Source organism: Psychrobacter sp. N25K4-3-2 (genome assembly GCF_015351755.1).
GTDB classification, from domain to species: domain Bacteria; phylum Pseudomonadota; class Gammaproteobacteria; order Pseudomonadales; family Moraxellaceae; genus Psychrobacter; species Psychrobacter glaciei.
The window spans coordinates 437,863-451,687 of sequence record NZ_JADKLX010000003.1; the positions used below are offsets into that span (position 1 = coordinate 437,863).

11 protein-coding genes are annotated in these 13,825 nt (G+C 45.2%); 6 read left to right on the forward strand and 5 right to left on the reverse strand.

Features of this window, described 5'->3' with window-relative positions; genetic code table 11:
- Positions 1-141 precede the first annotated feature (141 nt).
- From IOD06_RS09760 to IOD06_RS09770, 3 genes are all read left to right on the forward strand, one after another.
- Positions 142-780, forward strand: a complete 639-nt coding sequence (locus tag IOD06_RS09760; RefSeq protein ID WP_189583081.1) for a carbonic anhydrase — start codon at positions 142-144, stop codon at positions 778-780.
- 255 nt (positions 781-1,035) lie between these two features.
- The gene (gene gloA / locus IOD06_RS09765) at positions 1,036-1,614 is read left to right on the forward strand and encodes a lactoylglutathione lyase (RefSeq protein WP_194620731.1); all 579 of its coding nucleotides are present in this window, start codon (positions 1,036-1,038) and stop codon (positions 1,612-1,614) included.
- A 70-nt stretch (positions 1,615-1,684) separates the two neighbouring features.
- Complete coding sequence (locus IOD06_RS09770) at positions 1,685-2,674, forward strand: mechanosensitive ion channel family protein (protein ID WP_194620732.1); 990 nt, start codon at positions 1,685-1,687, stop codon at positions 2,672-2,674.
- Between the two features lie 143 nt (positions 2,675-2,817).
- Here IOD06_RS09770 and IOD06_RS09775 read toward each other — a convergent pair whose 3' ends face one another.
- From IOD06_RS09775 to ribA, 3 genes are all read right to left on the reverse strand, one after another.
- The gene (locus IOD06_RS09775) at positions 2,818-3,294 is read right to left on the reverse strand and encodes a cytochrome c (protein WP_194620733.1); all 477 of its coding nucleotides are present in this window, start codon (positions 3,292-3,294) and stop codon (positions 2,818-2,820) included.
- 385 nt (positions 3,295-3,679) lie between these two features.
- Positions 3,680-4,699, reverse strand: a complete 1,020-nt coding sequence (gene hemF / locus IOD06_RS09780) for an oxygen-dependent coproporphyrinogen oxidase (protein WP_194620734.1) — start codon at positions 4,697-4,699, stop codon at positions 3,680-3,682.
- An 8-nt stretch (positions 4,700-4,707) separates the two neighbouring features.
- Positions 4,708-5,382: a GTP cyclohydrolase II gene (gene ribA / locus IOD06_RS09785; protein ID WP_194620735.1), complete on the reverse strand. Its 675-nt coding sequence runs from the start codon at positions 5,380-5,382 to the stop codon at positions 4,708-4,710.
- Between the two features lie 544 nt (positions 5,383-5,926).
- Between ribA and dxs the strand changes: the two genes are divergently transcribed.
- Positions 5,927-8,032 (forward strand): 1-deoxy-D-xylulose-5-phosphate synthase, encoded by a 2,106-nt coding sequence (gene dxs, locus IOD06_RS09790; protein WP_265087674.1) that lies wholly within the window; start codon positions 5,927-5,929, stop codon positions 8,030-8,032.
- Between the two features lie 329 nt (positions 8,033-8,361).
- The gene (locus tag IOD06_RS09795) at positions 8,362-9,189 is read left to right on the forward strand and encodes an inositol monophosphatase family protein (protein ID WP_010195855.1); all 828 of its coding nucleotides are present in this window, start codon (positions 8,362-8,364) and stop codon (positions 9,187-9,189) included.
- A gap of 160 nt (positions 9,190-9,349) precedes the next feature.
- Here the strand turns inward: IOD06_RS09795 and IOD06_RS09800 are convergent, their stop codons facing one another.
- On the reverse strand, positions 9,350-10,741 hold the full coding sequence (locus tag IOD06_RS09800) for a wax ester/triacylglycerol synthase family O-acyltransferase (RefSeq protein ID WP_194620736.1): 1,392 nt from the start codon (positions 10,739-10,741) through the stop codon (positions 9,350-9,352).
- Positions 10,742-11,038: 297 nt separating this feature from the next.
- Positions 11,039-11,860, reverse strand: coding sequence for a thiazole synthase (locus IOD06_RS09805; RefSeq protein WP_194620737.1), 822 nt, complete (start codon positions 11,858-11,860; stop codon positions 11,039-11,041).
- A 398-nt stretch (positions 11,861-12,258) separates the two neighbouring features.
- On the opposite strand from IOD06_RS09805, the gene gspE reads away from it, so the two are divergent.
- Positions 12,259-13,797 (forward strand): type II secretion system ATPase GspE, encoded by a 1,539-nt coding sequence (gene gspE, locus IOD06_RS09810; protein WP_320157433.1) that lies wholly within the window; start codon positions 12,259-12,261, stop codon positions 13,795-13,797.
- The last annotated feature ends 28 nt before the right edge of the window (positions 13,798-13,825 follow it).

Genomic DNA, 13,825 nt, shown 5'->3' on the forward strand with positions numbered 1-13,825 from the left:
TTTTTCTGCTTTTATTCCTATACAATCATTTTGTGGCTAAGAAATAAAATGAGCCGGCTGTGTATGGCAAAATACTTAGCCAAGCCATGGTCAAAAAACAGAGATTTATTATTCTAATCATTTGATAATCAAGGACCCTTTATGCCTAATGATACTCGTCCACAAACAGGTCTAGAAGCGCTCGAACTACTAAGAGACGGTAATGCGCGCTACGTTGATAGCCTGACGAACACTGATCCAATGATGCAACGACGTCCAGAACTCGTGAGCGATCAAGACCCGCTGGCCATCATTTTGGGTTGCTCGGATGCTCGCGTACCAGTCGAGATTGTATTTGATCAAGGCTTGGGTGATTTGTTTGTCATTCGAGTAGCGGGTAATGTGGTTGCGCCTTCGCAAATCGGTTCGGTAGAGTTTGCCGCCGAAAAGTTTGGCACAAAATTGGTGGTGGTCTTGGGACATTCGCATTGCGGCGCTGTCACTGCTTGCGTCGAGGCGCTGATTAATCCTGAGCAAAATTATTCGCCAAACTTACAGTCAATCGTCGATCGTATTCGCCCAAGCGTCTACAACCTTCATGAGCTCGCCACTGCCAATGGGCAAGATGTCGATGCTGATGAATTGGTCGATCGCTCGATACGTGCCAACGTGCGCATGTCGGTCAGTCAGCTCAAGCATGGTTCGCGAGCGTTAGAGGATTTGACCAGCAGTGGTCAGTTATTGGTCGTTGGTGCAGAGTATGATTTAGAGACAGGAAAGGTAAGATTTTTAGACAGCTAATAGTTATTCTTTTATTAATAAACTTATTAATAAAGTCGCGCCTGCCTTACTCTTATTTGATGTATGGTTTGTGCGGCTACACCGAGTTATTTCATATAAATATCCCTATCGATTGACTGTATAGACTATCAGCTCTTACAAAACCCTATCACTAGTCCCGCGATTTTTTATTATGATGAGAGTGTCAAGCCAATCATGACAACTATGATTTTCTGGTCTTTCAATATTAATAACTTTTCAACTATTAGGATAAACATGTCTACTTCAGCGTCCCATTCAGAAAACGTGCATAATGAAGCAACGGTCGCGCAGCCCGCAAACAGTGTTCAGGCCGATGGTGTGCAGTCGATTGCCGCACAAACCACTGGCTTCACTTTTAACCATACGATGCTACGCGTGAAAGACCCTGCAAAATCATTAGCGTTTTATACTGGTGTTCTTGGTATGACCTTGCTCGCGGTAAAAAAGTTCCCTGATATGGGTTTTGATTTATACTTTTTAGCCCAGTTAACTGAGAGTGAGCGAGACAATTTGCCCGCTGGTGACGACTTAGAAATATTTGCGTTCCGTCAACGCGGAATTTTAGAGTTGACCCATAATTACGGTACTGAGACAAAGGCTGACTTCAGCTATCACGATGGCAATGGCGAACCACAAGGCTTTGGGCATATTTGCTTTAGCGTACCTAGCTTAGATGAAGCCGTTGTTTGGTTTGATAAAAATGATGTCGAATTCAAGAAACGTCCAGAAGAGGGTAGCATGAAAAACATTGCCTTTATCAAAGACGTCGACGGCTACTGGATTGAAATCGTACAAGCAGATTTGATGCGCTAGATGTTAGACAGTTAAAAAATATAAGCATTAATGAATAAAAAAGTTTAATAATTTAAGGAGTGATCCCTGCATGCCCAGCCCTGAGGCAAACCCTACTGCTGCTGATCCAGCGACGATTAACTCAGCGACAACGACTGATGTTTTTACTTATCAAAGTATTATTGATTCGGCGAATGGAATATTTATCGGCTTTGTTGAGCGTATTCCGTACTTTATAGCGTCGATTATCGTTGTTCTGATTTTTTGGTTTCTATCAATCGTCTTCAAAAAAATCGTCTACAAATTGCTGGGTAGCCGTAGTCGGCATCAGAACTTGGTCAAAGTGTTTCAACGGGTAGGCGGCGCGCTGATTATTTTTATTGGCTTCATGATTGCCATGGTGATCGCCGTACCAGGATTTACGCCTGCCAAGCTGATTGGCGCACTCGGTATTGGTTCGGTCGCGATTGGTTTTGCTTTCAAAGATATTTTTCAAAACTTACTATCGGGTATTTTGCTACTCATCTCGGAGCCGTTTCGTATTGGCGATCAGATCGTTTCTGGAGAATATGAGGGTACAGTTGAGGATATTAAAATTCGTGCAACCACCATCAAGACTTATGATGGTCGACAAGTCGTTATCCCAAACTCAGACCTATATACCTCAGCATTGACGGTCAATACCGCCTACAAACAGCGTCGTTTACAAGTGGCGGTCGGCATTGGTTATGAAGATGATATCGAAGCGGCTAAAGCTGAGATTATGCAAGCGTTGGATAAAGTGGATAGTGTTTCCACTTTATCTAAGCCAAGCGTGATTGCAACGGGATTTGGTGGATCGTCTATGGATCTGATGGTGCGCTGGTTTATTGAAGATGGTACGCAGGCCAATAAAGTTGCTTCTATTCATCAAGTGATCGTAGAAATTAAGAAGGCCCTTGATGCAGCAGGCGTGAATATTCCTTTCCCGATACGTACTATCGACTTGAGTGACCCCTCCGTGAAAGCGATTGTCAATAAAATCAATGAGCAACAAAATGAGCAACAAGCTATTGATGTTAATAAAGCCGCGACAGAGTAGTTGAACTGATGAGGCAATTTTGTTGGTTCGATAGACTTGCCAAATCTATTGCGTAAGTAAGCGATTTCTCAAACGACCTTAAAAAAACCGCCATATCAAAGGATACGGCGGTTTTTTTGTTATCAATCAGCGGGTGCGGGTATTTATTCAGTTTTAGCTCTAAAATCTGTATGACATGATTTGCAGCTTGCACCAACTTGACCAAAGGCTGGTTTAACGTCATCCATGCTAGTGGCCGTTTGTGCGGTAGCGCTTAGCTCAGCGGTGACTTTTTGGAAGTTGTCGGCTTCTGCACGGAACTCATCCGCATTAGACCAAACCGCTTCAGTAGTATTACCTACCGCTTCTGGATCTTCAAAATGACTCCAAGGCTTGGCGGCATCTTCTGCTAAGAACGCCGCTTGCTCTTTAAATACTTCAGAATCAAATGTGTCAGGTGCTTTTGCCATATCACCCATGACGCCCATTGCATCGCCCCAGTTTTTCATAGTGTCTTGACGTGCTTGCACGTCAGGGTTAGATTCTGTTGAGGTGCTACAGGCCGTTAGACCCAGTGCAGCTGCCATCAAAGTAATGCTAACCAAAGATTTGAAAGATTTATTGGTATAAACCTGTGCCATATGACTTACTCCTTTAAACTTGGCTAATAGTAAGCGCGATTACAAACGCTCGCTTTGTCGTAAAATATAGTTATACAAAATACTGCCTAAAATTCTTTTGAGCACAGTTGCTAATAAAGAATGCCTTCTATTGTAACGGTTATCTGGGCGATGGGAATTATATAGTTGTTATATCCTCGTAATATTTTAAATAAGTATAACTTAACTTAGGTATGGCTGCTTATGGTTGGTTGCGATGATTGTATGGTAGTTACACAACATATTTTTTACGATAACAACGAGAGAGTGGGTGGTTTAAACAGTACGGACAATAAAAAAGGCCAGCGATAGTAGCTGGCCTTCTTAATATTCTCAAAAAGTATGAATGCCGTGATATTTACAACACCTATAGCGCTAACCATTCACGCGGTTTTAAGTAAAAGTCGCTTAACTCAAACTCAGGTGTGCTAGGTTCCGGCTCGAATCGATAATGCCAGCTGGCAAGCGGCGGCATACTGACTAGAATTGACTCGATACGTCCATTACTCTGTAGCCCAAATAGCGTGCCACGATCGTAGACCAGATTGTACTCGACGTAGCGACCACGACGATAGAGTTGAAACTCGCGCTGTGCTTCAGTATAAGGCGTATTTTTACGCTGTTCAAAAATTGGCATGATACCGTCAAGATAACCGTTGCCCACGGCTTTCATAAAGTTAAAGCAAGTCTCAAAGTCCCAGCCGCGACTTTCAGTACTGACGTCATCATAGAATAGACCACCGATACCGCGCTGCTCATCACGATGGCGCAGATGGAAATACTCATCACACCACTGTTTAAAGTCAGCGTAGATATTATCTCCAAAAGGCGCACATAAGTCATAACAGACTTGGTGCCAATGGACACAGTCGGCTAATACTGGATAGAATGGCGTTAAATCAAACCCACCGCCGAACCACCAGATGGGCGCTTCGCCCTCGGCTTCGGCGATGAACAAGCGTACGTTGGCATGACTGGTAGGGACGTTGGGGTTTTTGGGATGAACAACCAATGACACACCCATGGCTTGTGCTTTGCGACCTGCAATATCGGGGTGACGCGCGGTAGCTGAAGCGGGCAGGTTATGGACATGGATATGGCTAAACATGACGCCAGCCTTTTCAATCACCTCACCGTCTGCCAATACACACGACCTACCACCGCCGCCTTCAGGACGCTCCCAATCGTCGGGAACAAAAGTTGCAATACCTCCACCGTCGCACTCCTGTGCTTCTAACGCTTGGCAAATACGCGCTTGCAAATCGACTAAAAACGCACGCACGCGCGTGATATCATCGCTGGTCGGGGTGACTGTTTTCTTCGATTCCAGGTTTGCAGAGTCTGTAGTTAAAGGGTTTACATTGTTGTCTAAGTTTTGATTGTTCATAAAAATATCTATTTATTCAGGTGTATTGCGGTATTGAATTCTTTATCGAGTAAATGTCCCATACGATCACGCTTGGTGGCTAGATAGTCTGCATTCATGTCGTTAACGCCAACGACCAATGGTACGCGCTCCACGACATCGATACCATGGGCAGTCAGATAAGCGACTTTGTTTGGATTGTTTGTAATGAGCCTGACAGCGTCGACCCCGATATGGGCGAGCATCGGACCACACATATCATAAACGCGCGCGTCAGCAGGCAAGCCTAACATCAGATTGGCATCTAAGGTATCATGCCCTTGATCTTGCAGCGCATAGGCACGGATCTTATTGGTCAGCCCAATGCCGCGACCTTCTTGGCGCAGGTAAAGAATTGCCCCGTAACCGGTTTCTTGTATCGCTTGCATCGCTGTATTAAGCTGGGGGCCACAGTCACACTTCAATGAACTAAATGCATCACCAGTCAAGCATTCAGAGTGAATACGCACCAATGGGATAGGTCGTTCTGCTAGCGTGTCATGCTTTTGCGTCAAGACATCGGCAGCGTCTTTATTTTGCTCAACCACAGACAGACCGACCGTCAGCATTACATGCTCTTGACCGTCTTCATTTTCAAAGATATGAATATCAAACTCGCCGTGACGAGTAGGTAGTGTGGCGCTGGTGATAAATTGATATGACATTAATGTCCTACATGAGCCGATCATCGAGGCGGTAGCGGATTTTGGCATAGCCATATTATTATGGTTAAGAGGTTATCAGTATAACCGGTTCGTGAAGACAACGTGTTTATAGCGCTTATTATAAAAACACACAAAGTTCACAGACGACGCACGATGATTAAAGCGACAATTAAAAAATAATGCTATTATGCCATACTATTTTAACGGATACAGTGACAAGTCTTTGCCCTTACATTACTATGTCGTCACTAACGTCTGATATTGATGCCAGACGATGAGGCATAATAGCAATACTTGGTGTCACAGCGTTAAGACCATCGTCGTCTATTATGGCGGCGTACTTATTGCTATGCGTCATTATATAAGCGATGAGCGCTATCAGTAATTTTATAGTCAATGACATCCATCATGGTGTCGTGATTATTGCTATTATTAACGCCACTATTATTAACGTCACTATTATTAACGCCACTTAGTTATTGATAACCATAGTAATATTCTAGGGTAATCCCTTGTCAGCAGATTGGTAGGTATCGTACGGTTTATGCAGCAGTCACCTTATTCCCCACAGTCTCAGTCAGTATCTGCGTCAGCCATGGAGTCTGCTGCTAAGCTATCCAGTCTGCAACAGACGTATGCAGTGATTCCACGTGTGCGTCCTCATACACCGCTACTCGATGCGATCAATACGCCCTCTGATCTGAAAAAATTTACTACCGCGCAGCTTATTAATTTGGCTGATGAATTGCGGCTTTTTTTATTGTATTCAGCGGGTCAGAGTGGCGGACATTTCGGTGCAAATTTAGGGGTGGTTGAGCTGACGATTGCGCTGCATTACCTCTTAGATGCGCCGCAAGATCAGATCGTTTGGGATGTGGGTCACCAAGCTTATGCGCATAAAGTACTGACAGGCCGCCGCGATAAGCTCGGAACGATTCGTTCTAAAGACGGTTTGACCGCTTTTCCTGAGCGTGCTGAGTCAGCTTACGATACGTTTGGCGTTGGGCATTCATCGACTTCCATTTCAGCTGGTCTAGGCATGAGTCTGGCACTACGTTATCAAGGTCGCGCGCAAACCGTGGCTTGTATTATTGGTGACGGTGCGATGACCGGTGGTATGGCGTTTGAGGCCATGAATGATGCGGTGCAACAAGATGCTGATCTGTTGGTTATTTTAAATGACAACGATATGTCGATATCTTGTTCTATCGGTGGCTTTTCACGGCATTTAGCCATGCTGTGGGAGTCAGGCTATCAAGTTGATATCTCTGATGCAGGCGAGCCAGTGTTATGCCAGCGCCCTGATATGCAAGCGTTTGACCGCCGTAAACGCCATAAAGAAATGCGCGATGTGCCGCAGCTAGAAGACAATTTATTCAAAGCGGTTGGCTTTACTTACTTTGGTCCCTTTGACGGACATAATGTGCCTGAGCTGCTACGAGTATTGTCGCTTGCCAAGCAAGTAAAGGGTCCGGTGTTAGTCCATATTTATACCACTAAAGGTAAAGGTTTTGCGCCAGCTGAATTAGATCCAGTTGGCTATCATGCTATCGGTAAATTGCCTGTCGAAGATGATGAAGCAAAACCTACAGAAGGCAAAGTTTCAGCAACTAATACTCCAAAAATTGATATTCCAAAAGCTGACATTCCAAAAACTAGGCCTGCCTTAAAGTACTCACAAGTATTCGGCCAGTTCTTATGTGATAAAGCGGCGACAGATGATAAGTTGCTGGCTATTACGCCTGCTATGGAAGAAGGCTCGGGGATGATCGACTTTGCTCATCATTTCCCAACGCGTTTTTTTGATGTTGCTATCGCTGAACAACATGCGGTGACGTTAGCCGCTGGTATGGCGACCCAAGGCGTTAAACCTATCGTGGCGATTTATTCGACGTTCTTGCAACGTGGTTATGATCAGCTGATTCATGATGTGGCGTTGCAAAACCTTGATGTGACCTTTGCTATCGATCGCGCGGGTCTGGTTGGTGAAGATGGCGCAACCCATGCTGGCGTGTTTGATTTTGCCTTTTTACGCTGCGTGCCCAACATGTTGATTGCCGCGCCAAAAGATGAGAACGAATGCTACCATTTGCTTAATACCTGTTATGAGTACCAAGGTTGTACAGCCGTACGCTATCCACGCGGTGTCGGTACTGGGGCTATTATTACTCAGCCAGCACAAACTTATAACATCGGCGAAGCAGTGGTAGAGGCGGTATTAGGTAACGACAATGCGCCTAATAAACTGGCGCTATTGGCATTTGGCACGATGGTTGCGACGGCTCAGCAAGCAGCACAAGCTATCACCAATGATGATACAGAACTACATTCAGAACCAGACTGTCAGGTGCATGTGGTCAATATGCGCTGGGTGAAGCCGTTAGATACTGAGTTGCTCGAAACCTTAATTGAGCAAGGTATCACGCATATCGTGACCTTAGAAGAGCATATGACGATGGGCGGCGCAGGTAGTGCGGTCAATGAGTATTTGCTTAACGAATCGCTAGCCTTCAAAAATAGTCGTCCGGCTGTCTGTAATATTGGCATCGCTGATCGCTTTATCGCGCATGGTTCACAAGCTGAGCAATGGGCTGATTGTGGTTTAGATGTCCAAGGCGTGGTTGACCAACTACAAAACTTATTATCGTAAAATATTTTGATAGCTATCTGTTTAAGTGAAAAAACAGATAGCTTGATCAATAGATATAACGCCTACTTAGCCGTGGGTGCTGACTTTTTTACAACTTGCGCAGTTCGTGACGACCACCAAAATAATGGTTGGTTTTGTGAGCGTAATGGTTTTTTCGTTTTTATCGAACAATTTTAGTATAATGCGGTTGTCGTTTATAAGTTTTTATTTATAAAAGACACGTTTTTAAATCGCATAGATGTGGTGTGATGCGGCTAGTCTAATTGGCATGTTGTGGGCACAAAGTTAGTTTTATTTTTATATTCATTCATCAAGCAAATAGGTTATTTATGGAACCCATGGTCGTCATCGCAGCACGTACTGCTGAAAAAGTTGGTAAAGAGATTTTATATGCGCATCAAAACCGCCACAAAATCGAATTGGACATCGAGTCAAAAGGACTTGATGGACTGGTCACACGTATTGATCGTTTCAGTGAAGAGCTGACGATTGAGACGCTAAAGGCCAGCTATCCAAACCATTCGTTTTTGGGTGAAGAGTTTGGTATGCAAGAAGGTCGCGGCGAAGACGCTGACTGGTGCTGGATTATCGATCCGCTAGATGGCACCAAAAACTTCGTCCATGGTGTACCGCAGTTCTGCGTATCGATTGCTGTACAGCATAAAGGTGTCACCCAACATGGCGTGGTCTATGATCCAGTCCGTGATGAGATGTTCTCTGCTAGCCGCGGTAAAGGCGCGCGCTTGAACAATCGCCGTATGCAAGTGAGCGAACGCAAAACACTTGACGGTGGCCTATTTACTACGGGTCATCCGCTTGAGCGTAAGCGCAATGGTGAAATTGTCTCTTATGCGAAAGAGCATTTTGAAAGCCTACAGAAAGTCTCTGAAGCGGGCGGTCAAATTCGTCGTTTAGGCTCAGCGGCACTTGATTTATGCTATGTGGCCGCTGGTCGTTTCGATGGTTATTTTGAGATGTCTATCAAGCCGTGGGACATCGCTGCTGGTGAGCTTATCGTAACTGAGGCGCGTGGTGTGGTCGTCGATCATACTGGTGCACACGACTCAATGACTTCAGGCTCTATCTTTGCGTGCAACATCAAACTGCTAAAACCACTGATGCAAGTGGTTGTCCCAATATGGGGTGACGCGGTATAGTAAATCATCGATAAACTTGTGATGGCGTGATATGTGCTCAAATGATGAGTCAGTAATATTCCTAGCCTTCAAGTTTTCGACATAAAAAAAGCTGGCGCCATTATGGTGCCAGCTTTTTTATTGCGTAATAGCTTACATTTTTTTTTGCTAAAATACTTTATTAACTTGCCGCTACAGTCTTGGCCTCGCTAATACCTTCTAATAAGGTTAGCTCTTCTTCAAGTAATCCTAGCATGTCTTGAACGTGCGGTAGCAGCTTACTACAAGCAGTAATACAAAATTCGATTTTATCTTGATAGCTAGAAAGCGTGATATTCAGCGCTTGTCCATCAACGATAATTGAGGCTGGATATAGCGCTTTTAGCGGTGCGCCATTCCAATATAGGGGTTTTTTAGAGCCTGGCACATTCGAGATAATGAGGTTAAACGCCTGCTTTCTAGGGAATAAACCCGTCAGTACGTTGATGCCTTCCCACGCATAAGCGATCGCGCTATAGTTGATAATTTGCGCTTTATTCATGCGTCTAAAGCGACGTTTACCACTATTCATACTCTTATAAATCAATTGTAGACGCTTGGCTGGGTCGTCTAAGTGCGTGCCCAGATTTGCCATCAAAAATGAAATCTGATTGCCCGATGCACTTTCATCGCAGCGTAAAGACATCGGTACAAAGCCGATCAATGGCTTAGTCGGCAAGGCATTCATGGAGAGCAAGTAGCGACGCAGCGCTCCTGCACAGACAGCCAACACCACATCATTGACATTAACCTCAAACGCATCAGCGATGACACGAAAGCGCTGCATGTCGTAAGACTGAGCGGCAATGCGCCGTGAGGCTGAGATACGTTGGTTGAGAATACTCATGGGTGCATCAAAGGTACCGACATAACCTTCATCATCACCATGCTTAAAGTTGTCGAGCAGTTCGGTAAAGACGGGCTTGATGGTAGATAATTGCTCTTTTAAGATACTGGTTATAGAGCGGTCAGCGGGTAATAACTTATCCACTGACTTACGATGACGCGCTATCAATGACCATATCGGTAAACTGACAGGCTCAGTGGGGGACTGTGATAAGGATTTTTCGACCAGACGCATGGCTGCAACACCATCGACTAATGAATGATGGATTTTGAAATATAAGGCAAAACGTTCAGGTCTACCCTCGGATTCAGGCAAAATACCTTCGATAATATGACATTCCCACAAAGGCATGGCGCGATCTAGCAAACGGCTATGCTCTTTCGAGATATACATCAACAGTTCACGAACACGCCCGGGATTTGGCAGCGCGACATGACGGAAATGATGCTCCACATCGAACTCTTCATCTTCTTTCCAAAACACCAGTCTGTCGAGCACTTGGTTAAAGGGAAAGCTTGGCGGTACCGTGGCGGTTTGCATCTGCTGCACGAGCTGGTTGACAAAGTCACCATCCTCATTTTGCCCATCCTGTGGTAGCTCGAATAAGAACAATCCTCCCACGTGCATGGGTTGTTTACGCGACTCAAGAAGTAAGAATAACTGGTCAACAGCGGTGAGTAGTCGCATAATAAATCCTTTTATGGCGATAAGTTTTCAATAAAAAATATATGGTCTGCCCATTATAAAATCGCTACAGCGATAACCTCGTAAGCCATCGCTTACACTCAGTCTTATTGTATCGATACTATTGTGGACTGACCATCATCAATAAGTGGCTATTTGGATGGCTACTAAAACCATGATTTAATAAAATGTCATGGCACCCATCAGCGTTATGTGGTTTCTATCTTATTAGTTTATCACTGGTTTTTCATTAAAAATATGTATTAAAAACGCTATGCCAACCAGCAACCCAGCCGACAGCTACTGGAAAAAATAGCCTGTTTGCGGTGAGCTGGCAGTGGCCATTTTGCGCATCGGCATACGACCAGCTAAGAAAGCCTGACGTCCTGCCCACACAGCATGCTTCATCGCATGAGCCATCATCACTGGGTTTTGAGCATTGGCAATCGCTGAGTTCATCAATACGCCATCGCAGCCAAGCTCCATGGCAATCGCTGCATCAGAAGCCGTGCCGACACCCGCATCAACCAACACAGGCACTTTTGCATTTTCGATAATGAGGCTAAGGGTGTGGCGATTGAGCAAACCAAGACCCGAGCCAATCAAGCTACCAAGCGGCATGATCGCCACGCAGCCCATACTTTCAAGCTCTTGCGCGACAATTGGATCGTCTGAGGTATAAACCATGACCTCAAAGCCGTCATCAATCAGCACTCTTGCGGCTTTTAAGGTTTCCATGATATTAGGATAAAGGGTTTTTTCATCACCCAAGACTTCCAGCTTAACCAGATTGTGTCCACCCAATAATTCGCGAGCAAGCTTGCAAGTACGAATCGCGGTTTCAGCGTCAAAACAGCCAGCAGTGTTGGGCAAAATGGTGTATTTATCAGGGGAGATCACATCAAGCAAGTTGGGCTCGTCACTATGCTGACCGATGTTGGTGCGGCGAATGGCGACGGTGACAATTTCTGCTTCTGAGGCACCAATGGCAGCCCATGTCTCAGTCATATCTTTATATTTGCCTGTACCGACCAACAGTCGCGACGAAAATGTACGACTACCGACAGTGAAGGTGTCTTGGGAAAGTGGCATAGGGATGGTAGTAGTGGAAGCCTGTGACATAACTGAGAATCCTAATAGCGAGGGTGCAGGGTTGGACAGAAAAAATAGCGTTAACAATGTAAACCGTTAAGAAGCGAGTGTTAATCACTAGTTCTTAATTAATAGCCGTTAACTCGTAGATGGTAATTACTGACTGACTGGCTAATTACTAACTAACTAATAGTAACGCATTGTCAGCAAAATAAGAAATCACATGGTAGTCTTATTGAGTATAAAGCGGTTAGTAAATAAGCCAGCCACATAAAATGCTACTCGCTCAAAACAAAATGCTATTATAACAAACTCATGCGCGCTTACTTGCAGTCTTTTTTGGTTTAGTTAATTAGGTGCACAATGCCTTTGTGAAGCATGAAAAGGCTCTTATTTCTGACGTTATGTCTATTTATCAGGTCGACTATATGATGCAACTGCCGTACAGTTTTGCCAAACGCCATCAACTCTTGGTCATTCTTGCTATTGATCCTGAGCTGCCACCGACTTTAGTGCTGACCAAAGCCACGCCATTGTCAGCGATTAATGAGGCGGTGCGTTTTTTACAGCAGCAGGGCATACGTGGTGTGCCGACTTACGAAAGCGTCAGCACCGATGACTTTGAAAGACGCATGAATGCCGCTTATGCAGGCAACACGGGTGAATCACAGCATATCGCTGCAGGGCTTGAAGATCATCCTGACCTCGATAGTTTAGCGGATAGCGTGCCTGAAACTGAAGACTTGATGGATCAGCAAGACGATGCGCCTATTATTCGGCTGATCAATGCATTGCTGTCCGAAGCGATTCGCCTTAACGCCTCAGATATTCATATCGAAACCTTTGAAAAACGTCTGGTCGTGCGCTTTCGCGTCGATGGCGAGTTAAAAGAAATTATCACCCCAAAACGCCAGTTGGCACCGCTATTGGTCTCGCGTATTAAGGTCATGGCAAAGCTCGATATCGCGGAGAAGCGCGTACCGCAAGATGGGCGTATCAGTTTGCGTTTAGCAGGACGAGAAGTAGATGTGCGGGTATCGACCTTACCATCGAGCTTTGGTGAGCGGGTCGTGATGCGTCTGCTTGATAAACAAGCAGGTCGTCTTAATATGACCTATTTGGGACTCTCTGATAATGACTATAGCGAGCTTAAACGCTTAATTCATCGTCCCCATGGCATTATTTTGGTGACAGGGCCGACAGGTTCGGGTAAAACTACCACGCTCTATTCAGCATTGACTGACCTCAACGATCAAACCCGTAATATCTTGACCGCAGAAGATCCGATTGAATTTCAGCTCGATGGTATTGGGCAAACGCAAGTCAATAATAAAGTTGATATGACCTTTGCCAAGAGTCTGCGCGCGATGTTGCGCCAAGATCCAGACGTGGTGATGGTCGGTGAGATTCGCGATTTAGAGACCGCTGAGATTGCGGTACAAGCGTCGTTAACAGGGCATTTGGTATTATCAACCTTGCACACCAATACGGCCATCGGTGCAGTGACGCGCTTGCAAGATATGGGCGTAGAGCCATTTTTATTATCTTCATCGCTCATCGGCGTGGTCGCCCAGCGTTTGGTACGTACGCTGTGTACGCATTGCCACACGTGGCAGCCTGCTGATAGCGAACAGGCAAAATTATTTACAGAAATTGGCATACCGTTGGGTGTTGAAGGTTTGGCAACTGAGGCCATCAATTTACCCAAACCAGTCGGCTGCGATAAATGTAATCAATCGGGTTTTAAAGGTCGTACCGCGATATATGAGGTCGTTCCCGTTGACGACACCTTGCGGCGGATGATTCATAGCAATACGGCTGAGTACGAGCTAGAAGAATACGCACGCCAGCAGACACCATCGATACGTGCTGATGGATTGCGTAAAGTCATCGCAGGCAGGACAACGTTGGAAGAAGTGTTGCGAGTGACCAAAGAAAGCGCACTCACTGATGATATGATTGTATAAAGCATGGTTGTCTAAAGCAGAACGGTTA

Bases quoted from the DNA above. Each gene is read 5' to 3' on its own strand.
- gloA (WP_194620731.1), top strand. From the start codon at position 1,036: ATGTCTACTTCAGCGTCCCATTCAGAAAACGTGCATAATGAAGCAACG.
- IOD06_RS09800 (WP_194620736.1), bottom strand. From the start codon at position 10,741: ATGCGACTACTCACCGCTGTTGACCAGTTATTCTTACTTCTTGAGTCG.
- IOD06_RS09760 (WP_189583081.1), top strand. From the start codon at position 142: ATGCCTAATGATACTCGTCCACAAACAGGTCTAGAAGCGCTCGAACTA.
- IOD06_RS09775 (WP_194620733.1), bottom strand. From the start codon at position 3,294: ATGGCACAGGTTTATACCAATAAATCTTTCAAATCTTTGGTTAGCATT.
- gspE (WP_320157433.1), top strand. From the start codon at position 12,259: ATGATGCAACTGCCGTACAGTTTTGCCAAACGCCATCAACTCTTGGTC.
- hemF (WP_194620734.1), bottom strand. From the start codon at position 4,699: ATGAACAATCAAAACTTAGACAACAATGTAAACCCTTTAACTACAGAC.
- dxs (WP_265087674.1), top strand. From the start codon at position 5,927: ATGCAGCAGTCACCTTATTCCCCACAGTCTCAGTCAGTATCTGCGTCA.
- IOD06_RS09795 (WP_010195855.1), top strand. From the start codon at position 8,362: ATGGAACCCATGGTCGTCATCGCAGCACGTACTGCTGAAAAAGTTGGT.
- IOD06_RS09805 (WP_194620737.1), bottom strand. From the start codon at position 11,860: ATGTCACAGGCTTCCACTACTACCATCCCTATGCCACTTTCCCAAGAC.
- IOD06_RS09770 (WP_194620732.1), top strand. From the start codon at position 1,685: ATGCCCAGCCCTGAGGCAAACCCTACTGCTGCTGATCCAGCGACGATT.
- ribA (WP_194620735.1), bottom strand. From the start codon at position 5,382: ATGTCATATCAATTTATCACCAGCGCCACACTACCTACTCGTCACGGC.